At 41.2% G+C, this 20873-nt stretch carries 15 protein-coding genes; 10 read left to right on the top strand and 5 right to left on the bottom strand.

Annotation, left to right across the window (positions count from 1 at the left end):
* Positions 1 to 228: 228 nt before the first annotated feature.
* From BUC12_RS00945 to trxB, 4 genes are all read left to right on the top strand, one after another.
* Positions 229 to 2775, top strand: coding sequence for an FtsK/SpoIIIE family DNA translocase (locus BUC12_RS00945; protein ID WP_062175305.1), 2547 nt, complete (start codon positions 229 to 231; stop codon positions 2773 to 2775).
* Positions 2776 to 2897: 122 nt separating this feature from the next.
* Complete coding sequence (locus BUC12_RS00950) at positions 2898 to 3716, top strand: VanW family protein (RefSeq protein WP_062175306.1); 819 nt, start codon at positions 2898 to 2900, stop codon at positions 3714 to 3716.
* A 41-nt stretch (positions 3717 to 3757) separates the two neighbouring features.
* On the top strand, positions 3758 to 4390 hold the full coding sequence (locus BUC12_RS00955) for a LolA family protein (protein ID WP_062175307.1): 633 nt from the start codon (positions 3758 to 3760) through the stop codon (positions 4388 to 4390).
* 144 nt (positions 4391 to 4534) lie between these two features.
* Entirely contained in the window at positions 4535 to 5467 is a 933-nt protein-coding gene (trxB, locus tag BUC12_RS00960; RefSeq protein WP_062175308.1) for a thioredoxin-disulfide reductase, read from the top strand.
* 56 nt (positions 5468 to 5523) lie between these two features.
* On the opposite strand, the gene BUC12_RS00965 is transcribed toward trxB, so the two are convergent.
* From BUC12_RS00965 to sppA, 5 genes are all read right to left on the bottom strand, one after another.
* The gene (locus BUC12_RS00965) at positions 5524 to 6015 is read right to left on the bottom strand and encodes a GNAT family N-acetyltransferase (protein ID WP_062175309.1); all 492 of its coding nucleotides are present in this window, start codon (positions 6013 to 6015) and stop codon (positions 5524 to 5526) included.
* Positions 6016 to 6021: 6 nt separating this feature from the next.
* Positions 6022 to 7068: a thiamine-phosphate kinase gene (gene thiL / locus BUC12_RS00970; protein WP_062175310.1), complete on the bottom strand. Its 1047-nt coding sequence runs from the start codon at positions 7066 to 7068 to the stop codon at positions 6022 to 6024.
* A 111-nt stretch (positions 7069 to 7179) separates the two neighbouring features.
* The gene (locus BUC12_RS00975) at positions 7180 to 7995 is read right to left on the bottom strand and encodes a purine-nucleoside phosphorylase (RefSeq protein WP_062175311.1); all 816 of its coding nucleotides are present in this window, start codon (positions 7993 to 7995) and stop codon (positions 7180 to 7182) included.
* Positions 7958 to 9064 (bottom strand): tetraacyldisaccharide 4'-kinase, encoded by a 1107-nt coding sequence (gene lpxK, locus BUC12_RS00980; protein WP_062175312.1) that lies wholly within the window; start codon positions 9062 to 9064, stop codon positions 7958 to 7960. The genes BUC12_RS00975 and lpxK overlap by 38 nt, the downstream gene beginning before the upstream one ends.
* Positions 9065 to 9097: 33 nt before the next feature.
* A complete protein-coding gene (sppA, locus tag BUC12_RS00985; RefSeq protein ID WP_062175313.1) occupies positions 9098 to 10873 on the bottom strand; it encodes a signal peptide peptidase SppA in 1776 nt (591 codons plus the stop codon).
* A 335-nt stretch (positions 10874 to 11208) separates the two neighbouring features.
* Here sppA and BUC12_RS00990 point away from each other — a divergent pair, with 335 nt between their 5' ends.
* From BUC12_RS00990 to BUC12_RS01015, 6 genes are all read left to right on the top strand, one after another.
* On the top strand, positions 11209 to 16782 hold the full coding sequence (locus tag BUC12_RS00990) for an alpha-2-macroglobulin family protein (RefSeq protein WP_070808525.1): 5574 nt from the start codon (positions 11209 to 11211) through the stop codon (positions 16780 to 16782).
* A gap of 127 nt (positions 16783 to 16909) precedes the next feature.
* The gene (locus BUC12_RS00995; protein WP_062175315.1) at positions 16910 to 17776 is read left to right on the top strand and encodes a nucleoside phosphorylase; all 867 of its coding nucleotides are present in this window, start codon (positions 16910 to 16912) and stop codon (positions 17774 to 17776) included.
* Positions 17777 to 18063: 287 nt separating this feature from the next.
* Complete coding sequence (locus BUC12_RS01000) at positions 18064 to 18726, top strand: SanA/YdcF family protein (RefSeq protein WP_062175316.1); 663 nt, start codon at positions 18064 to 18066, stop codon at positions 18724 to 18726.
* 92 nt (positions 18727 to 18818) lie between these two features.
* Complete coding sequence (locus tag BUC12_RS01005; RefSeq protein ID WP_062175317.1) at positions 18819 to 19388, top strand: GyrI-like domain-containing protein; 570 nt, start codon at positions 18819 to 18821, stop codon at positions 19386 to 19388.
* Complete coding sequence (locus BUC12_RS01010; protein ID WP_062175318.1) at positions 19385 to 19954, top strand: DUF4269 domain-containing protein; 570 nt, start codon at positions 19385 to 19387, stop codon at positions 19952 to 19954. The genes BUC12_RS01005 and BUC12_RS01010 overlap by 4 nt, the downstream gene beginning before the upstream one ends.
* Positions 19951 to 20766 (top strand): hypothetical protein, encoded by an 816-nt coding sequence (locus BUC12_RS01015; protein ID WP_062175319.1) that lies wholly within the window; start codon positions 19951 to 19953, stop codon positions 20764 to 20766. Before BUC12_RS01010 ends, BUC12_RS01015 begins: the two co-directional genes overlap by 4 nt.
* The last annotated feature ends 107 nt before the right edge of the window (positions 20767 to 20873 follow it).

The following is a 20873-nucleotide window of genomic DNA, read 5'->3' on the forward strand; positions in this document are numbered from 1 at the left end:
TATGAACTAAAAACGTAGAATGTCGTTGTTTAGTCTATTGTCGATTCATTTTTAATTTCATTAATTGTAAAATATGACAAATTATTGATTCTAACTCGAAAAGATGTATCTTTGTTATTTCCAAGCCTGAATAAATGTAGTGAAGTTATATCTTTTATATTCAGAATGTTTTGTTCGGGGATATACACTATAAAAGATTAAAGTTAGTCTAAAGACTGTTATTTATATATGCCTCCAAAAAAAAGTAAAAAGAAAAAGAATAGTGCAAAAACAGGGTCGAGTATACTTCGTTTTTTACGGAGCGAAAGAGGACATTTCTTGATAGGTGTCTGTGTTGTCTTTATTGCTTTGTATATGCTTATAGGGATGATTTCTTTCTTCTTCACCGGAGCTGCCGACCAGAGTAAAGTGGTTAATAAGAATTTTATCGATCTTATCATTCATAAGCAGGATATAGCCAACTGGACAGGGGTTGGCGGTGCATTTGTTGCAGAAGGTCTTATTAATAAGTATTTCGGGATATTCGCTATGATTATTCCTCTCTATATTTCGATCATCGGATTGAGATTGATGGGAATAAAAACCATATCATTGATCAAAGGTTTTATCCTCTCGGCCTTTGTCCTTATATGGGGTTCGATATTCAGCTCATTTATCCTGACAAAGATTTTTCCCGATAGCCATGTTATTTGGGGTGGAAGCCACGGTTATATATTGGAGCAATTGCTCGAAACCACGGTGGGTAGTATAGGTGTGGTTTTGATCATTGTAATGTTGCTCGTAGTTTTCTCGGTTATAACAAAGAAAACATCGATGGATTTCTACCGGAATAAGTTTCCCGGTGCAAATAAAGAAAATGGAGATGCTGAATTGATTGACGATATCGAGGAGACAGAGGATGAAATAGTAGAAAAGAAACCTTCTATTATTGCCCGTTTTATTAATCTGTTCAAGAAAAAAGTATTAGCAGACAACGATCAGGAAGAAGACGACGGCGAACAGCAGGATGTGGAAATTGATCTGATAAATAGTTATCCCGAAAATGATGTTGCAGAAGTGCCGGTTGTTACCCGTTCTATAACCCCATTAGTGGAAAAACCTTTAAGAAACACGAATAATGCTCTGGATGACGATTTCGAAATCGTAATTCCGGAGGAAGAAACTTATCAGGCTCCCCGTACCGAACAGGCTCGCCCTATAATAACGGCACCTCCGGTTACGTCTTCCGGTGAATCCGATATTCTGGATGCTGTAGATGGGGAGGAAATGGAGGAATACGATCCTACAAAAGATCTGTCGCAATTCCAGTTTCCATCCATGGAGTTGCTAAAAGTGTATGACACCACAGGCAAAGGGGTCGACATGGATGAGCAAAAGGCAAATAAAGAGAAAATTATCAATACCCTTCGTAATTACGGTATTGAGATAACCAATATAAAAGCAACGGTAGGGCCAACGATCACACTTTATGAGATTGTTCCTCAGGCGGGAGTCCGTATTTCTAAAATCCGGAATCTCGAAGATGATATTGCACTGAGCCTTTCGGCTTTGGGTATCCGTATCATTGCACCGATGCCCGGAAAAGGAACAATCGGTATAGAGGTGCCGAATAAAGATCCTCAGATTGTTTCTATGCAGTCGGTTATTGCATCGAAACGTTTTCAAGAGTGTGCTTATGACCTTCCTGTAGCATTAGGAAAGACTATTACCAACGAAATATTCATGTTCGATTTGTGTAAGATGCCTCACCTTCTGGTAGCGGGTGCAACAGGACAAGGAAAATCGGTCGGGCTGAACGCTATTATCACATCGCTCCTATATAAGAAGCACCCTGCTGAAATGAAGATGGTGCTGGTAGACCCTAAAATGGTTGAGTTCAATATCTATTCGACCATAGAAAAGCATTACCTGGCAAAATTACCTGATGCAGAAAAGGCTATTATTACCGATGTAACTAAAGTAACCCAGACTTTGAATTCGCTGACAAAGGAGATGGATGACCGTTACGAGTTATTGATGGCTGCAAATGTAAGAACAATCAAAGAATATAATGAGAAGTTTAAGAAACGCCGTCTGAATCCTTTGAAAGGACACCGTTTCCTTCCATACATCGTAGTTATTATCGATGAGTTTGGCGACCTGATAATGACTGCCGGAAAAGAGATTGAGATGCCTATTGCCCGTATCGCCCAAAAAGCCCGTGCGGTAGGTATTCATATGATTATTGCAACCCAACGCCCTACAACCAATATTATTACGGGAACGATCAAGGCGAATTTCCCGGCGCGTATGGCTTTCCGTGTGACATCGCAAATCGACTCACGTACTATCCTCGATATGTCGGGGGCTAATCAATTGATAGGTAGAGGAGATATGTTATTCTCTCAGGGTAGTGACCTTGTACGTATACAGTGTGCTTTCGTAGATACACCGGAGGTTGAAGAGATAACGCAATATATCGGAAAACAGCAGGGATATGCGCATGCATTTGAACTGCCCGAATTCGTAAGTGCAAACGATGAAGATAAGCCGGGAGCCGTTGATCTGAGCGACAAAGATCCTTTGTTCGAAGAAGCTGCCCGCCTGATAGTTGTTCATCAACAAGGATCTACATCATTGATTCAACGTAAATTTTCGATCGGTTACAACCGTGCCGGACGCCTGATGGATCAGTTGGAAGCTGCAGGTATCGTCGGCCCGACTCAGGGAAGCAAACCCCGTGATGTGCTTATTGCAGACGAATATAGTCTCGAGCAGAAAATCAGTTCTATTTGAAAGGTACGATAAGTTTCTTTGAGCAAATGCCCGAGTTCTTTCATTAATTGTTATTTTTAAGGATTATATATCGAAGGTCTGAGACCTGACAACACTTAGAAAGACAATTAAAGACACTAATTATGGATTTTCGGGAAGTTCGCAAGCCTGAACACAGAGGGAAACTAAGGAGTTTTCTGGGCAAAGAATATTTTATACTGAAAAGGAAATTGTATTGGTTACAGCATCTGTCGCGATATAGTTACATTAATAAAGAGAACGATAGTTGCCAGCATTCATTGATAAAGCACAGGTCGGTACTGTTACGTCCACTCAAGGATGTGGATATGTACCTGCAACATAATAAAATTACAAATCTGCGGCTAGCAATCGAAAAATTGAACGGTACGATAATCGAACCGGGCAAAATGTTTTCGATATGGAAGCAGGTCGGACGTCCTTCCAGACGAAAAGGATATCTCGAAGGATTGGCTTTGCACAACGGTCAAATCCTGACCGATATAGGCGGTGGATTATGTCAATTGGGTAACCTTCTTTATTGGATGGCTTTACATTCAGACTTGAAGGTAACCGAGCGTTGGCGGCACAGTTTTGATGTGTTCCCGGATATCAACCGGAAAATACCGTTTGCGTGTGGAGCTACATTGTCCTATAATTATATTGATTTACAACTGACAAACGATACATCCCAAAGCTACCGGATCAATTTATGGCTCGATGATACATATCTTAACGGGGAATTGTTGTCCGATTGTCCGATTGATAGTAAATTTGAAGTGTTTGAAACCGATCATCAGATCAAGCAGCAATGGTGGGGCGGATATACCCGTCATAATAAGATATGGAAACGAAAGACAAGTCTGAGTAGTGATCAGGTTGAAGAAGAGCTTGTCTCGGAGAACCATGCTATTATGATGTACAACCCGCTGTTAACAAATTAAACGTTCGGTTGTTTTAATAGTCTAAACAAGAAAACTGAAAGATGAAAGCTAAGTTAATTCTATTGTTATTAGTTTGCGGAATATTACAGGTAAAAGCCCAGGATGCCCGACAAATACTAGATAAAGCAAGTGCAGCATATAATAGTGCCGGAGGAATGCATGCTGTTTTTACATTGAATACGGAAGAAGTAAAGCAAAGAGTGATTCATAGTCAGGATGGTCAAGCTTACCTGAAAGGTAATAAGTTTAAGATAGATGTACCTGACGGTATTACCTGGTTTGATGGTAAAACACAATGGGTATATGCGAAAGGCGGTGATGAGGTGAATGTAAGTAATCCGACCGGTGATGAGTTGGCAGGAGTAAGTCCTTCCGTATTGCTCAATATTTACAAGAGTGGTTTCAAACTGGTCTATCAGGGAGAGAAGAAAGAAGGGGCAAAGACTGTTATTGTAGTAGATATGATTCCTCAGAAATCGCAGGATTACAGTAAAATGACAGTTACACTGGATAAAGCAACCTATTTGTTTACCTCTGTTAGCCTGTACGGAACTAATGGGATTAATAACCATTTGAAGATACGTAAGATGCAGCAAGGGGTAAACTTGCCGGACAATACATTTGTATTCAGTAAGAAAGATTATCCTGATGTTGAAATAATAGATCTGCGGTAATCTGTTCGGTTGAGGTTTTGGCAAAGCATAGAATTTGTTTATCTTATGATAGAAAATAAGTTACTATGAAGACTTGTTTTTGATAAATGGAATCTATAATTTTGCTATCAATATTGAAATAACAAAATAAAACATACAAACATTATGAGCGAAAAAGTACGTTGTCTGATTATTGGTTCAGGTCCTGCAGGATACACTGCGGCTATTTATGCATCAAGAGCAAACTTATCTCCTGTATTATACGAAGGAATACAACCCGGAGGGCAGTTGACTACTACTACAGAAGTGGAAAATTTTCCTGGATACCCTGAAGGTATAACAGGTACAGAATTGATGGAAGACCTGAAAAAACAAGCTGAAAAATATGGTGCTGATATCCGTACCGGAATCGTTACAGCTGCCGATTTGAAGGCTTCTCCTAAAAAAATCACTGTAGACGGAAAGACTGTTATCGAAGCTGATACAGTTATTATATCTACAGGTGCTACCGCTAAGTACTTAGGTTTACCCGATGAGGCTAAATATGCCGGAATGGGAGTATCAGCCTGTGCTACTTGCGACGGGTTCTTCTATCGTAAAAAAGTGGTTGCCGTTGTAGGAGGTGGTGATACAGCTTGTGAGGAAGCTATCTATCTGTCAGGGTTGGCAAGTAAAGTATATCTGATTGTACGTAAGCCATTCATGAGAGCATCGAAAGTAATGCAGGATAGAGTTGAAAAGAACGAAAAGATTGAAATCTTATATAATACAAATACATTAGGCTTATTCGGTGAAAACGGGGTAGAAGGCGCACACCTTATTCGTCACAAAGGCGAAGCAAATGAAGAAAAATTCGATATCGCTATTGACGGATTCTTCCTTGCTATCGGTCATAAACCGAATACCGATATCTTTGCCGGACAACTGGACTTGGATGAAGTGGGTTATATCAAAACAGTACCGAATCTTACAAGTACTAATATTCCCGGAGTATTTGCTGCCGGAGACGTAGCAGACCCAATATTCCGTCAGGCCATTACTGCTGCAGGAAGTGGTTGTAAAGCTGCTATCGAAGCTGAACGCTATTTGTCGGAGTAAGTAGTAGATAACTAAACATTAAATAAGAAAAGTGTCCGGATTTGCCGGACACTTTTTTATTTTGATACTATTTTTTCCATATAACATACATCGAAAGGTAGATGCTCGAATATCTTTATGCCGGTTTCTCTGAAACCCTGAAGGCTGTACCATTTTTTCAATTGTACGTTTTCGTTAATGATTCCGATTGAGATTTTACTACCATTCAACTCTCTTATGTATCCGGTAGCAAAGTCCATTAATTTAACGCCCATTTTTCTCCGTCTGTATGCCGGATGAACAGCTACTTTCTCAATATAGAAAGTTCTGTCTTCCCTTTCGGATTTCTCTATGGCAATAAAACCTACCGGTTTCGAATCTTCGGTAAGATAGAAGAATTTACGTTTCTCGTTTAATTGAGATTTCAATTCATCCCCTGTAATAAAGGCATTATTTGTGGGACAGTTTTCTCTAGTAAGCCCAAACTCATGTGCTACAGTCCGAAAAGCCTCGTTCAGTAATCTGGCTAATAACTCGAAATTATCTTTTGTAGATACCTGCTTAATCATTCATAATTATTCTTCCAAAGAATTCCAGCCCTGAGCTTTTAATTCTATTTCTGTACCGTCACGCGTTTCGATAGCTAGTCCCAAAGACTCGTTGGTGATATGTCCGATAACATGTACGCCTTTCATCTTCGACACTATTTCGTGCTTATGAAGCGGAACGGTGAATAGTAATTCGTAGTCTTCGCCACCACTAAGGGCTACTGTCGTAACATTCAGGTTAAATTGTTCGGCCATAGAAGCTGTCTGATAATCCAGAGGAATACGCTCTTCGTAAATGCGGCATCCGACTTTACTTTGTGTGCAAATGTGCAACAGTTCGGAAGATAAGCCATCCGATATATCTATCATCGAAGTAGGAAGCACGTTTTCGGCAGCCAGTGTGGCTACAATGTCTTTCCTTGCTTCAGGCTTAAGTTGTCTTTCGAGTAAATATTCTTTACCTGAGAAATCCGGCGTAAAATCCTTTTTACCATCAAATACCGCCTTTTCCCTTTCGAGTAACTGCAATCCCATATAAGCAGCACCTAAATCGCCCGATACACAGATGATATCGGTTTCTTTAGCCCCGCTCCGGGTTACAACCTTTCCGTCCATTCCTTCACCTATACAGGTGATAGATATGGCAAGCCCTGTAAGGGAAGCAGATGTATCGCCTCCGACAATGTCGACTCCGTATTCCTGACAGGCTAAGTTCAGACCTGCATAAAAATCTTCGAGGTCTTCTACCGAAAAACGTTTAGATATACCTAATGATACAGTTATCTGTTTAGGCTGTCCGTTCATGGCATAGATATCTGAAAAATTGACTACGGCGGATTTATAACCCAGATGTTTAAGAGGGACATACACTAAGTCGAAATGGATACCTTCGAGTAATAAGTCTGTAGTAACAAGTACTCTCTTCGAATCATCGCCAGTATAAGAAAGAATGGCAGCGTCATCGCCGACTCCCAGTTGGGAACTGCTATTCTTTAATTCTATTTTTTCGGTTAGATGCTTTATAAGTCCAAATTCACCCAGACGGGCTATCTCGGTACGTTTAGCGTTTTGCATATTTTTTACTGATGCTTGGTTTTAAATAAAACATTTTGGAATCACGACAAGATAAGATTGTCATGATTCCAAAATTATATAAGTTTTCAGAGAATATAAAGACCGGATACTTTAATCGATCCTTTTTATTACTTCTTTTATGATAAATGCCATCTTGGGTTGGGCTATTTTGGCAGCCTCCTGCACTTCTTCGTGAGTAACTTCTACAATCTTGCCGATAATACCTATATCGGTAATAATAGAGAAAGCAAGTACCTGCATTTTTGCATGATTGGCCACAATTACCTCAGGAACGGTAGACATACCTACGGCATCCCCTCCGATGATACGGAAGTAATTGTATTCGGCAGGAGTCTCAAATGTAGGGCCCGAAGTTCCTATATATACTCCGTGTTGAAGTTTTATATCATTTTCTTTGGCTATCTCCATCGCCAACAGTCGTAAGTTTTTGTCGTAAGCATTACTCATATCGGGGAAACGGGTTCCCAGTTCGTTAAAGTTTTTCCCACGTAAAGGATGTTCGGGAAACAGATTGATATGGTCGTCAATCAGCATGATGTCGCCTATATCGAAGCTTCCGTTCATGCCACCTGCCGCATTCGACACAAAGAGGTATTTTACCTGCAATGCCTGAAATACACGGATAGGGAAAGTAACTTCCTTCATATCATATCCTTCGTAAAAATGGAAGCGCCCTTGCATAGCAATAACTTCTTTGTCTCCCAGTTTACCGAATATAAGTTTTCCGCTGTGCCCCTCTACTGTTGATACCGGGAAATTGGGAATCTCGTTGTATGGTAACTCTTTTTTGTCAGTGATAGCGTTTGCCAGTTCACCAAGCCCCGTGCCCAAAATGATAGCATATTGGGGGATATTGCCTACCTTACCTTTAATGTAATCGGCTGTTGCTTGAATTTTCTGTAACATGTTCTATTATTTTATTATTAAATGTTTCTCGGTCGTGCGAATTTACAAAGGTAACTTCTATAGGCAAATAATAGAATTTATCTTTGAAAGATTCATCCAAATTAGTAAAAGATTTGAGGCGTGCTGCATCTTTTTCGGTGACTATGATAATCTTATCTTCTTTCTCCGGCGATTTTAACTTTTGAAGTATATCATCCAAGTCTTTTTGCGTAAATTCATAATGATCGGGATACGACAACTTTTCGATTTTTTTTGTATACCTTTTAATTCTCCGGTGAAGGGGTTTAGGATTGGCAATACCTGTAACTATCAGTACATCTTTGTTCGTAATTTCCTTTAGGGTAAGCCGGGGTTTATCTTCCGAAAATACAGGGGTCAGTAATCCGTATTCGAATGAGGTAAAAAACAAATGCTGATAGGGGTATACTTCTACTTCTTTCGATAATATTCTCTGATCTAATGGGTTAATTACAGAAGGGCATTTAGTGATAATAACTATATCTGCTTTTTCTGCGAGGTAAGCCGGTTCGCGGAGCCGTCCGGCGGGGAGTAATGTATCCCTTGTCATAAGCCGGTTGTAGTCTGTCAGCAGAATTGTAAATGAGGGTTTTACATATCTGTGCTGGAATGCGTCGTCGAGAAGTATAACATCCGGTTTTTGTTCTTCCGGTAAAGCCAGCAGGTTTTCTATGCCTCTTTGGCGCTTACTGTCTACAGCAACTAATATATCCGGAAATTTATTTTTTATCTGGAAGGGTTCGTCCCCTATCTGGGCGGCAGTCGATTCGGAGGTTGCCAGCATGTATCCCGATGTTTTCCGTTTGTATCCCCGGCTGAGAACAGCAACTTTGTACCGTTTGCTCAATAATTCGATCAGGTATTCGGTATGTGGTGTTTTACCTGTTCCGCCTACTGTGATGTTGCCTACACAAATAACGGGTAGAGGATACTGCTTTTGCTTGAGTATTTTCCAATCGAAAAGTTTGTTCCTGAAAAACACGACAATCCCGTATAACCACGATAATGGTAATAGCCATTTATTAATATGTATGTTTTTGCTTAGTGGCACAGGTTATAAAAGGGGATATTTTTTAATCGGACTTTATTTGATTTCGAGATCATAAGGCATCCGCGCCTGTATGAAATCTTGCTCTTTCAGATCTTTAATTTCTTTGATTGTTTTCAGCAGTTGGAAGTCGCCGCCTAAATACTCTTTCAGGGTACGTGTGGCAAATTCGTCTTTCTGGGTTTTAAAGAATTCGTCGAAAGGTCCGGGTTTTCGCGGATATTCGGAAACCGTGTAACTCGAAAGGCCTGCAATCATGGCAGCATCTCTGATAGCATCGTCCATGCCGCCGAGGGCGTCTACCAAGCCTAAGCTAAGAGCTTGCTTACCGGTCCATACACGGCCTTCGGCTATTTGCTCCATAACATCCATTGGTATATTGCGACCTTCGGAACATCTGGTCAGGAACAGGCGGTAGCCCCGCTCGATATATTGTTGCAAGATTACTTTTTCGTCGGTGGTCATCGGGCGGGTAATATCACCGAAATCCGAAAACTTATTTGTTTTTACTTCATCGAAAGTAAGTCCGACCTTATTGGTAAGCCCTTCTACATTAGGGAACATCCCGAAGATACCTATCGATCCTGTAAGGGTTGTCGGTTGTGCGTATATCTTGGTTGCATTGCACGAAATGTAATATCCGCCCGATGCTGCATATCCGCCCATAGATACTATAACAGGTTTTACTGCCTTAAGGTTCGTTATTGCTTTCCAGATTTGCTCGGAAGCATAAGCACTTCCTCCGGGAGAATTTACACGGAAGACTACTGCTTTTACATCATCATTTTCGCGAAGCTTCTCGATTTGGCGTATCAGGTATCTGTCATTTATGTCGGACGAACCGGTTCCGCTGACAATCGAACCTTCGGCATATAATACGGCTATCCGGTCTGATGATCCCGACTCTTTAGGATCGGTTACCGACTGCATATCAGTTACCGATGCAGTATACAGATCGTCAGATTCTGATAAGCCCAGCATGTTTTTTAAATATTGTTTGGCTTCCGTTTCATATAATAAGTCGTCAGCCAACTTGTTGTTGATGATAAAATCGCCGCCTCTGAATGCCGGTAAAGTATCAGTCAGCCTGTTCAGGTCTTCGATCGGTATGTCTCTCGAATCCGATATTCCTTTCAGGATCGAAGCCCATATGTCATTGGCAAATGAACTTACCTGTTCTCTGTTGGCGTCGCTCATTTTGTCTGTTATATACGGTTCTACAGCCGATTTGTATGTGCCGACCTTAAATATCTGCATTTCTATACCTAGTTTATCGAGCATTCCTTTATAAAAAGTAGGACTGACCGATAAGCCGTGTAAATCGAGCGATCCTTGCGGATTCAGAAAGACTTTGTCAGCCACGGAAGATACATAGTAACCACCTTGAAGGTAGTCGTCGGCATAGGCAACTATAAATTTGCCACTCGATTTGAACTCGAGTAAAGCTTCACGTATCTCGTTAAGGGAAGAACTGGATGCGGAGAAATATCCCGAACGGATATATATACCCTTGATTTTATCGTTATTCTTAGCCTTCTTTATTGCAGCAAGAATATCCGTCAGGCTCATTTCGGGGTCACCGTCTAATCCTAAGTAACTGTAAATGGGATTGGGTATAACCCGGTCTTTCATCACTCCTGTAAGGTTGATAGTCATAACCGTATTATTCTTAAGGGAATAAGATTCTGAAGAACTACTCAGAATAATCCCTATAAACCCGAAAAATAAAAAAGCGCAAATAACGCCTATAATAGCACTGCTGATTAATATTCCGACAATAGTGGCCAGAACACTCTTGAAAAAACTCTTCATACAAACATATTATGTGTGTAAGTGAAAGAATAGTGAGACTTTAACAAATATATGAAAAAAGATTTTAAATAAAACGGTTTTAATATACAATAAGATTAAATATTCTTCCGGTATAATATCTTTTTGTCATAATCCGGAAAACTCAAAGGGTTAAGATTTTTTTAAGAAATACCCTCAAAAACCATTGCCAGAGAACATAAACAGGCTTTTTCGTGTTTCTAACAAAGGGTAACGTTTCTCCCGTAGCGAAAGCAAAAGTTAAGAGAAAAGTATTACATTTGTTTTTTACGTTTATTACCGGTATTCAACACTTATATTCAAAAAAGAAGATGGCCATGAGAAAAGAGATTGTTTCGGGATTTATATTTTTGTCCTCTTTAGTTTTATTATTGCTCGTGAATTCGTGCCGGAGCGAAGGGCCGAGAACTATTAATCCGGAATTTGCACGTTATATAGCAGCGTTTACATACGGAACGGTATCTTCTTCTTCGTCAATTCAGATCGAATTGAATCAGGATATGCCTGCTGTAGAATTAAACAAGGAGATAGAAGACGACCTGTTCGAATTTTCACCTAAAATCAAAGGAAAAGCATACTGGACCAGTTCGCGCTCCATTAAGTTTGTCCCTGAGCCGGGAGAACTGAAGCAAGGCGAAATATACGATGTATGGTTCAAATTGGATAAAGTGTTGCAGGTCGAAAAAGATTTCAAAGAATTCTATTTCTATTTCAATGTGCCTGAACAGAATTACAGTGTGGATTTATTGCCATATTCACCGACTAAAGACAATGACCTCACATGGAATACTGTGCAGGGAACCATCTCTTTTGCCGATGATGCGCAGATTGCCGATATCGAAAAGATGTTCAAAGTAGAAGGTAATCCCAATGATGCTAAAGTAAAGGTCAGCCCTACCGAAACATCCGGTAAATACCTGTTTACCATAGACAGCCTGAAGCGGACTTCGCAGGATTTAGTGTATATACTGAATGTAGACGGTAGCCCTGTAGGAGCGAAAAAGGAAGCCGATAAATTGCAGATCAATATACCCGGGATAAAGCAAAATGAGTTTTCTGTGGTTGATGTACGTACCGCCTACGAACCTACGGAATGTATCCGCATAACATTCAGCGATCCGTTGTCGAGTAACCAGAATATACAAGGACTGGTAACTCCTAATGGCGTTGAGAATTTTTCGTATGACATTCAGAAGAATGTGTTAAAACTTTATCTCGATGGAAGTAATAGTGCATCGAATGTTAATCTGAGCATTTATAAGGAGTTGAAAAGTGCAGGAGGTAAACGTCTCGACCGGACATATAATTACGACCTTTCGGTGGCAAAGAACAAGCCCGATGTAAAACTGCTGAATGCAGGGAATATACTTCCTAATTCGGATAACCTTAATATTCCTTTTCAGGCGGTTAACCTTTGGGCAGTAGATGTGTCGGTTATCAAAATATATGAGAACAACGTATTAGGCTACCTTCAATCGAATAACATAGGCGGTTCGGAAGAATTGCGTAGGTTTGGACGGTTGGTGGCCAAAAAGCGCATCCGCTTGGATGAAGACCGGACACTGAAGCTTGGCGAATGGAATAATTTCTATCTCGACCTGTCTACATTGATAAAACAAGATCCGGGAGCTATTTACAGGGTGTTATTTACTTTCAAGCAAGAATATTCGCTGTATCCATGCGGAGGAATGATTCCGCAAGTACCGCAAGGCTCGGAATTGGAACGGTTCGATAATAATTCGATTTCAGAAGACGAAGAAGCAAAATGGGATCAGCCCTATACTTACTACTATGACGAATCGGACTGGTCAGATTACGATTGGGTGGAACGGGATGACCCTTGTAAGAAGAGCTATTATACCAACCGCCGCTCGGATTGCGTGGTGTTGGCTTCCAATATAGGAATGATAGCCAAGATTGGCTCGGAAAAGAAAGTACAGGTTGTATTGACAGATATTCTTACAACCAAACCCTTGTCGGGTGCTGTAGTGGATATTTATAATTTCCAGATGCAGCGTATCGGTTCGGGAAAAACCGATGGGGACGGATTTGTATCGGTACCTTATCAGGGCGGAGTTCCGTTTGTGATAGTAGCTACTAATGATAAGGAAAAAGGATATCTGAAAGTGACCTCGAACCTCTCATTGTCGTTGAGTAACTTCGATGTGAGTGGTAAAGAAATAGAAAAAGGGCTGAAAGGATATATTTACGGCGAAAGGGGAGTCTGGCGTCCGGGCGATTCTATTTACCTGACATTTATTCTGGATGATAAAGATAATACCCTGCCTAAGGGGCATCCGGTTTCGCTGGAATTATTTACCCCGACAGGGCAGTTGTATCATAAGTCGGTGAATACGAATGGGATAAACGGATTTTATCCTTTCAAACTGGCAACAGATGCTAATGCTGTAACCGGTAACTGGCGGGCAGTAATAAAAGTGGGAGGCGCTACTTTCTCCAAAACGGTGAAGATAGAGACCGTTAAGCCTAACCGTTTGAAAATCCGGTTAAATGTAGGAGAAGTATTAGATGCGAGCCGGGGTTCGTTCAGCAGTGGCTTATCGTCTCAATGGTTGCACGGTGCGCCGGCTTCCAATCTGAAGGCTACAGTGGAGATGAGCCTTTCTTATCTCTCTAATCCGTTTAAAGGCTACGAGAGTTACTCGTTCAACAATCCTGTGAATAAGTTTAATTCCGATACATATACCATTTTCGAAGGGCGTTTGGATGCAAGTGGAAATGCCAGTGTAACAGCTCAATTACCTCCGGCGGTGAATGCTCCCGGTATGCTGAGGGCAAATTTCATTTCGCGGGTATTCGAGTCGGGAGGCGATGCCAGTATCTATACCCAGACTGTCGCTTATTCGCCTTATCCGGCTTATATAGGGGTGAAGTCTCCGGCAGAGTCTGATTATGATATGCTGGAAACCGATAAGGATAACATGATAGATATTGTATCCTTGACGTCCGATGGCAAACCAACCAACCGTTCGGGAATCAATGTTAAGGTATATAAGGTAAACTGGTCTTGGTGGTGGAACCGTAACAATGATGATCTTTCGTCATACGTAAACAGTACATCGGCAAATATCGTTCTTGATCAGGATATTTCGACCTCGGGAGGAAAAGCCCGTGTTAAATTCAGGGTCGATTATCCCGAATGGGGGCGTTATCTGGTACTGGCTACGGACAAAGGCGGACATACATCCGGAAAAATAATCTATGTAGATTGGCCGTCGTGGAGAGGGCGTGCAGATAAACAGGATGCGAGCGGGCTGACTATGTTGTCGTTCTCGACAGACAAACGTTCGTATGGCGTAGGAGAAAAAGCAACCGTTGTACTGCCAAAGAGTTCCGACGGACGCGCTTTGATCAGCATAGAGAACGGATCGAAGGTATTATCCCGCAATTGGGTGAAGACCAATGCAACTGAGGATACAAAATACACATTTGAGGTTACTGAGGAAATGACTCCTAATTTCTATGTGTTTGCGACTTTGTTGCAACCTCATGCCCAGACCGACAACGATCTTCCGATACGTATGTACGGAGTGCTGAACATCAGTGTGGATAATAAGAATACGATACTGACTCCGGTTATCACAATGCCGGACGAATTACGTCCCGAAAAAGAATTCTCGGTGGAGGTATCAGAAAAGAATAAGAAAAGCATGACTTATACCCTTGCTGTGGTAGACGAAGGATTGTTGGATTTAACATCATTCAAAACACCAAATGCGTGGGCCGATTTTTACGCCCGTCAGGCACTCGGTGTCCGCACATGGGATATGTTCGATATGGTTGTAGGTGCACAGACCGGAAAACTGGGGCCTCTATTGAGCATCGGTGGGGATGAAGCCTTGAAGCCGTCTACTAATCCGGTAAACCGTTTTAAACCAATCGTGAAATACCTCGGGCCATTTACCTTGAAGAAAGGCGAAACGCAGAGCCATAAGATCAAACTCGATCCGTATGTCGGTTCGGTGCGTGTGATGGTTGTTGCCGGAAATAGCGATGGAGCGTACGGTAACTCCGAAAAGACTGTTCAGGTGAAAAATCCGTTGATGGTATTGTCGACTTTGCCGCGTGTAGCAGGGCCTGACGAAGAAATACTTCTGCCTGTCAATGTATTTGCGATGGATAAGAAGGTGAAGAACGTCAACATTTCGGTACAGGCGTCCAACGGGTTAATGCAGTTTACCGAAGGTACATCCAAATCGATTGCATTTACCGAAGTGGGGGACAAGGTAGTATATTTCAAAGTAAAAGTAGCGAAGAAGACCGGAGCCGAAAAGATTACAATAAAAGCGACAGGAGGAGGCGAAACCTCTAACGAAACGATAGATATAGAAGTCCGCAACCCCAATCCGGCTATTCTGCTGACATCGGAAGCGCTTGTCAGTGCCGGTAATAGTGCCGATTTGAATATCGAAATGGATTATCCCACAGCCGATGACTGGGCAAAACTGGAAGTGTCGCGTATGCCGAGTGTGGACTTGAGTAAAAATATGTCGTATCTGTTCGATTATCCGTATGGATGTTCGGAACAGGTAACTTCCCGTGCTTTCCCTCTCTTATATGTAAGTGCATTCAGGAAATTTACAGATAAGGAGAATGAACGCATGAAATATGTGGTAAACGAGGCTATCAAGATTCTGGCATCACGTCAGCTGGGCGATGGTGGTATTGTTTACTGGCCCGGATCTTCGTATCCTACCGAGTGGGTAACAACTTATGCAGGTCATTTTCTGATAGAAGCGCAGAATAAGGGATATAATGTGCCGGAATCTGTTATCAGTAAATGGAAACAGTTCCAGAAAAAAGCAGCTCAGCGTTGGAACAGGGGAGACCTCTATAATTCTTATTACAAGTATTCGATGACCGATTTGCAACAGGCTTACCGCTTGTATACGCTGGCATTGGCGAATCAACCCGAACTGGGAGCTATGAACCGACTGAAGGAGATGAGCGATCTGTCTGTACAGGCTCGCTGGAGGCTTGCCGGAGCTTATGCTTTAGCAGGTAAAAAAGAAGCAGCTAATCAGGTCATAAGAAGTGCGAATATGGTTGTCGATAATTATTCGGCAAATAATAATACATACGGTAGTCCGGCGCGCGATATGGCGATGATAATGGAGACTAACCTGCTGTTAGGACAAACATCCAAAGCTTTGTCAATCGCCCCGAAAGTGTCGGAAGAACTGAATTCTTATTACATCTCTACACAGAGTGCGGCTTATGGTCTTATAGCTATGTCGAAACTTGCCGAGAAGATGGGTAAAGGTATTATTGCCTTCGACTGGTCGTTGAACGGTGTCCCTCAAAAATCCCAAAGTTCGGGATTGGTTTATCAGGAGTTTCCGATAAAACCACAGGAAGCCGTTAATGTGAGTTTCACTAATACGGGCGAAGGGCAGTTGTATGTGCGTTTGGTTGGACGTACGCAACCTTTGGTCGACAAATCGGCTCCGGTAAATAACGGGCTTAACTTGTATGTGAAGTATGTAGACGAGAATAATAATGAGATAGATGTGAAGTCGCTCCGTCAGGGAACAGAGTTCTATGCCAATGTGGTTGTACAGAATGTTTCGGGTGAGGCTATCACGGATGTGGCACTGAATCAGATTTTCCCTTCGGGATGGGAAATCTTTAATAACCGGTTGTTTAATTCGGGAGCCAATAATACATCTTCATTTAATTATCAGGATATACGTGACGATAGAGTGATGACTTTCTTCAACCTCGGATACGGATATTCTACAACTGTGAAGATCAGGTTGCAGGCTGCTTATTGCGGACGTTTCTACCTGCCGGCAGTTTCCACCGAAGCTATGTATAGCACACAGACACAAAGCCGTACAAGCGGAATGTGGGTAGAGGTAGTACAGTAAACAGTAAATAATATAGCGAATCTGTGTAGGGGTAGGGCTCTGCTCTACCCTTGTAACAATAAGCTGCTAATGAGTGCAGAGGTCGTGAAAGAAAAGTAAAAAATAAAATAACAAAAAATAAAAGATTATGAGAATAATACCAGAATCGGAACTAATCATCAATAGCGATGGCAGTGTTTTTCATCTTCATTTGAAACCCGAACAACTTTCGGATAAGATCATAATGATGGGCGATCCTTCGAGAGTGACGCTTACAGCTTCGTTTTTCGATAGTATCGAATGCGAAGTGGCTAGTAGAGAGTTTCATACCATTACCGGAACATATAAGGGTAAACGTATAACAGCGCTTTCGCATGGTATCGGTCCCGATAATATAGATATTGTAATCACGGAATTGGATGCATTGGCAAATGTCAATTTCAAAACCCGTGAGGTGAAGAAAGACTTTAAGCAACTGACAATGGTACGGGTAGGTACATCGGGAGGCTTACAACCTCATTGCCCGATAGGTTCGTATGTAGTATCGGCCAAGTCAATCGGTTTCGATGGTGTCCTGAATTATTACGAAGGACGCAATGCTGTTTCCGAACTAGGCTTTGAAGAAGCATTCAAAAGACATGTCAACTGGTCGCCACTGCATTGTTCGCCATATGTGGTGAAAGCGGATGAGAGCCTGGTTGAACAAATAGGGCATGATATGATAAAAGGAGCGACTATTTCGGCTATCGGTTTTTATGGTCCGCAAGGTCGTTATGTCCGTATGCCTTTAGCCAATCCCGATTTGAACAGTCGTATCGAGTCGTTCGAATATCAGGGCGATGTTATAACCAACTACGAAATGGAAAGTGCTCCTCTGGCTGGTTTGGGTAAACTGATGGGACACCGTGCAATGACTGTTTGCTCTATCATTGCTAACCGTCTGGCAGGAGAATCCAACTCTAATTATAAAGGTTCGATCGAAGATCTGCTGAAAACCGTATTAGACCGTATTTAATAAAATAATTATCTATATAGAAAGGCTGGTACTATATAAAAGTAAATATAGGATGAGCCGGATTTCTGAACGGATAGGACAAAAAATAAAAATAGAAAAAATCTGTCACCTTTGTCACCTTTTACTCGTTTATCGATTGATAATAAGAATTGTAACAGGGTGATAAAGGTGACACCAAAGTGACAAAGATCACACATTGCATGTACACTTTTGTATACTTTTTGTAGTAGTTTGTAACTGTAGTAAGAATATAAAAGTTGTTTAGGGATAGATACAGGTATAAATTGATGGAAAAGGGAAAGAAGAGAAAGGTTATAAAGTGGTCGATTGTGAGTTTTGTAATCTTTGCTCTGTTTGTAATAGGGGTACTGGTTTATGCAAATTGGGAGATACCACGTTCAACACGTGGCTATGTGTATGATAATACGAATAATATACCCAAACAAAAAACAGCCTTGGTATTAGGTGCCTCAAAATATATCAGGGGCGGATATCCCAACCCTTATTTCACATACCGTATACAGGCGGCAAAGGCTTTATATGATGCCGGCAAAGTAGAAGCTTTCGTTATGAGCGGCGACAATGGGCACGAAACATACAACGAGCCCGAGGATATGAAAGATGCTCTGGTGAAGTTAGGAGTGCCTGATAGTATTATCTATCTCGATTATGCCGGTTTCAGAACGCTGGATTCGGTTGTGCGAATGAAAGAGATATTCGGTCAGGATTCGTTTATTGTTGTATCACAACGTTTTCATAACGAACGGGCTGTTTTCCTTGCACAACATTATGGACTTACCGTCTACGGATATAATGCCAAGGATGTAGGTTTGGGTAGAGTCTCATACAAAACTATTTTAAGAGAAAAATTTGCCCGGGTGAAAGTCTTTCTTGATATTCTCCTGAATAAGCAGCCCCGTTTTCTGGGGGAGCCGGTTGAGATATCATAAAGGCGGCAGGGTGAAAACTGTATTTTGATTTTGTTAAGGGTTAATGTTGCTCAGAGAATTGCGCTTCTGAGTACGATAAAAAAGAGGAAAACATGACTGGAAGCAAGAAGAAGATTGTTATAGGTGCAATTATCGGAGGATCTATTGCACTAAGCGGATTGCTTGGGTACTGGTATTACGGAGGTTTCTCGCCGGTGCAAATACAAGAGAAAATGAACGGGGGAGAGATTGTGGTCTACGAAAAAGTATCGGGCGATTACTCGCAGGCAGGAACTGTTTCGAACAGGATGTATTACACTTTGTTATTGAATGATACGCTGACAACAAGTAAAGGTTTCGGAGTGTTTTACGACGATCCTCAGAAAGTACACAAAAGTAAACTCAGGTCTGATGTAGGCTGTATTATCGAAGGAATGGATAGCCTGAAAGTAGAACGCTTGAAAAAGAAATATCAGGTAAAAGTACTTCCTCATAAAGAATACGCGGTTGTTGAATTCCCTTTCGAAGGGCATTTGTCGATATTAATGGGACTGAACAGGGTTCATCCTGCGATAGATAAGTATTTCGAAGAAAAAGGATACAGCCCGGACAGTCCGGTAACTGAGATATATGATATGAAAAATGAGAAGATAATTTACCGAAAAGAGATTGCCCGGAAGTGAATAACAATAGTCTGTTTACCAATAATATCGAATACCTGCAAAAGGGAGGTGCATTTCAGCAATATTGCTATAAGACGCTTATCTCTTTGAATATATTGAACGATCTTTCGGCTTACGAACCGGTTCTTGTAGGTACTATTCCTATCGGTCTGAATATCGAAGGGAGTGATGCTGATATTGCTTGCTGTTCAGATGAGTTAGACGCATTCAAAGAGTTTATCATTCTCAAATATGGGAGTTTACCCGGTTTCTCCGATAGACTGACGGAAAAGGTTTATGTTGCATCTTTTCAGTATAATAGCCTCCCTATCGAGATATATGCTGAAAATAGGAGGGCTATAGAACAGAACGGATACAGGCATATGTTGGTGGAATGGAGGTTGCTCAATCTCGCCGGAGAGAAGTTCAGGGAAGAGATTATCCGGTTAAAAAGAGAGGGCTATAAAACAGAACCTGCTTTCGGGCGACTGCTGCATTTGGACGAACCTTATAGCCAATTGCTGCTGTTTTCGGATAAGGCGGATTCGGATCTGCTAAAGTTGATACCGTCGAAATACCGTTTATGAGAAAACTATTCTTTATTATCTGTTTCATTATATCAGTAAGTCAGGCTAAAGCTACGGTCTGTGTAGACCGTACATTTAAAGAGGAACACCTAAATCTGTATTTGTGCCAGAATTATTCCTCCTTTAGAGAAACGTTAGGATTACTGTATCAAGCCCGTGCAAAAGTACTGAATGACTATATTGCGGAAAAGATATCAAGAGGAGAATTGAAAGAAAAGCGCTTCGAAATTGCCATATATGACCAGAATACCACTAGTCCGAGAATGGAAATATCACAGGGGCAAAACGGTTATTTTGTTGATGTTTCGGGTTATCTGTCATTGGATGAATTAATAGCTCTTGTCGACTATTTTGCATCATCTGAGTGGAAACCCTTGTTTACACCTTCTTATGAAGAATCCGATTATTCCGAAAGATCAATCCGTATAAAGGAACGCTTTTTCGAGAAGTACAAACCCCGAAACCGGCAAGAGACAGATCCGGTCGAAGTTTGGTCGTCAGGTGATATTAAACTTATATATTCATCAGATCAACTTTCTTACTTTTGGGACAATACAAAACTGAATACAGATACTGATACAAATCTGCCTGTACAGATCAAAGATCGCTATATATTCTTCTCAAATAGCCGGATTGTGGTTTACACCGATAAAAAAGTTATCAAAACATTGGATATATCTGATTCTTCCTTCAGCGAAGATCTTACTGTCGAGCCCTATGATAATTGGGTAAATATCGGTTGGAGTGCCGACAATTGGTTGTACAGTTATTCTTATGATAAGAACCGTTTTTATAAACTGGAAACGAAATAGTCTGCAATCGTTTGCATAAGTTTTACCTAAGATGGCAGGATAGCTGTAAAGTTTACAGAACTTATTATCCCTATTTTTGTTAAATATCAAATAATCATTTATCTATA

The sequence above is a fragment of the Indolivaga macrotermitis genome, assembly GCF_900128985.1.
Classification (GTDB): Bacteria; Bacteroidota; Bacteroidia; order Bacteroidales; family Dysgonomonadaceae; genus Dysgonomonas_A; species Dysgonomonas_A macrotermitis.

Bases quoted from the DNA above. Each gene is read 5' to 3' on its own strand.
- BUC12_RS00945 (WP_062175305.1), top strand. From the start codon at position 229: ATGCCTCCAAAAAAAAGTAAAAAGAAAAAGAATAGTGCAAAAACAGGG.
- BUC12_RS00950 (WP_062175306.1), top strand. From the start codon at position 2,898: ATGGATTTTCGGGAAGTTCGCAAGCCTGAACACAGAGGGAAACTAAGG.
- BUC12_RS00955 (WP_062175307.1), top strand. From the start codon at position 3,758: ATGAAAGCTAAGTTAATTCTATTGTTATTAGTTTGCGGAATATTACAG.
- trxB (WP_062175308.1), top strand. From the start codon at position 4,535: ATGAGCGAAAAAGTACGTTGTCTGATTATTGGTTCAGGTCCTGCAGGA.
- BUC12_RS00965 (WP_062175309.1), bottom strand. From the start codon at position 6,015: ATGATTAAGCAGGTATCTACAAAAGATAATTTCGAGTTATTAGCCAGA.
- thiL (WP_062175310.1), bottom strand. From the start codon at position 7,068: ATGCAAAACGCTAAACGTACCGAGATAGCCCGTCTGGGTGAATTTGGA.
- BUC12_RS00975 (WP_062175311.1), bottom strand. From the start codon at position 7,995: ATGTTACAGAAAATTCAAGCAACAGCCGATTACATTAAAGGTAAGGTA.
- sppA (WP_062175313.1), bottom strand. From the start codon at position 10,873: ATGAAGAGTTTTTTCAAGAGTGTTCTGGCCACTATTGTCGGAATATTA.
- BUC12_RS00990 (WP_070808525.1), top strand. From the start codon at position 11,209: ATGAGAAAAGAGATTGTTTCGGGATTTATATTTTTGTCCTCTTTAGTT.
- BUC12_RS00995 (WP_062175315.1), top strand. From the start codon at position 16,910: ATGAGAATAATACCAGAATCGGAACTAATCATCAATAGCGATGGCAGT.
- BUC12_RS01000 (WP_062175316.1), top strand. From the start codon at position 18,064: ATGGAAAAGGGAAAGAAGAGAAAGGTTATAAAGTGGTCGATTGTGAGT.
- BUC12_RS01005 (WP_062175317.1), top strand. From the start codon at position 18,819: ATGACTGGAAGCAAGAAGAAGATTGTTATAGGTGCAATTATCGGAGGA.
- BUC12_RS01015 (WP_062175319.1), top strand. From the start codon at position 19,951: ATGAGAAAACTATTCTTTATTATCTGTTTCATTATATCAGTAAGTCAG.